Genomic DNA, 541 nt, shown 5'->3' with positions numbered 1-541 from the left:
GGCCAACGCCGACCTGGTGATCGGTGTGGAGCGCCGCCCGGCCGCGGGCGAGACCGTGCTCGGCACGGACCTCGTCACCAGCCCGGGCGGCAAGGGCGCCAACCAGGCGGCGGCAGCCGCCCGGCTCGGCGCCCGCACGGGGCTGCTGGCGCGCGTCGGCGACGACGCGCACGGGCGGATGCTGCGCGAAGCGCAGCGCGAAGCGGGCACCGACACCTCCACGCTGCTGGTGGGCGGTGCGCCCACAGGCGTCGCCCTCATCACGGTGGACCCGGCGGGCGACAACAGCATCGTCGTCTCGCCGGGCGCCAACGCGCGGCTCACACCCGAGGACGTGGCGGCGGCCGAGGCGTCGCTGGCCGCCGCCGCGGTCGTCTCCCTCCAACTGGAGATCCCCTTGGAGACGGTCGCGGCGGTGGCCCGGGCCGCTTCGGGCTCCGGTACGCGGGTCGTGCTCAACCCGTCGCCGCCGGCGCCGCTTCCCGCCGACGTGCTGGCGGCCTGCGACCCCTTGGTGGTCAACGAGCACGAGGCCCGCTAC

1 protein-coding gene is annotated in these 541 nt (G+C 76.9%); it reads left to right on the top strand.

Annotated elements, in window-relative coordinates:
* Positions 1 to 541, top strand: a 541-nt coding sequence (locus tag J0695_RS42155; protein WP_242553816.1) for a PfkB family carbohydrate kinase, incomplete at both ends; no start/stop codon positions are given.

Origin of the sequence: Streptomyces beijiangensis (assembly GCF_017315755.1) — a bacterium.
In the GTDB taxonomy this organism is placed as follows: domain Bacteria; phylum Actinomycetota; class Actinomycetes; order Streptomycetales; family Streptomycetaceae; genus Streptomyces; species Streptomyces beijiangensis.
The sequence above is the reverse complement of the archived record's forward strand: the minus strand, read 5'-3'. Positions and strand labels throughout refer to the sequence as shown.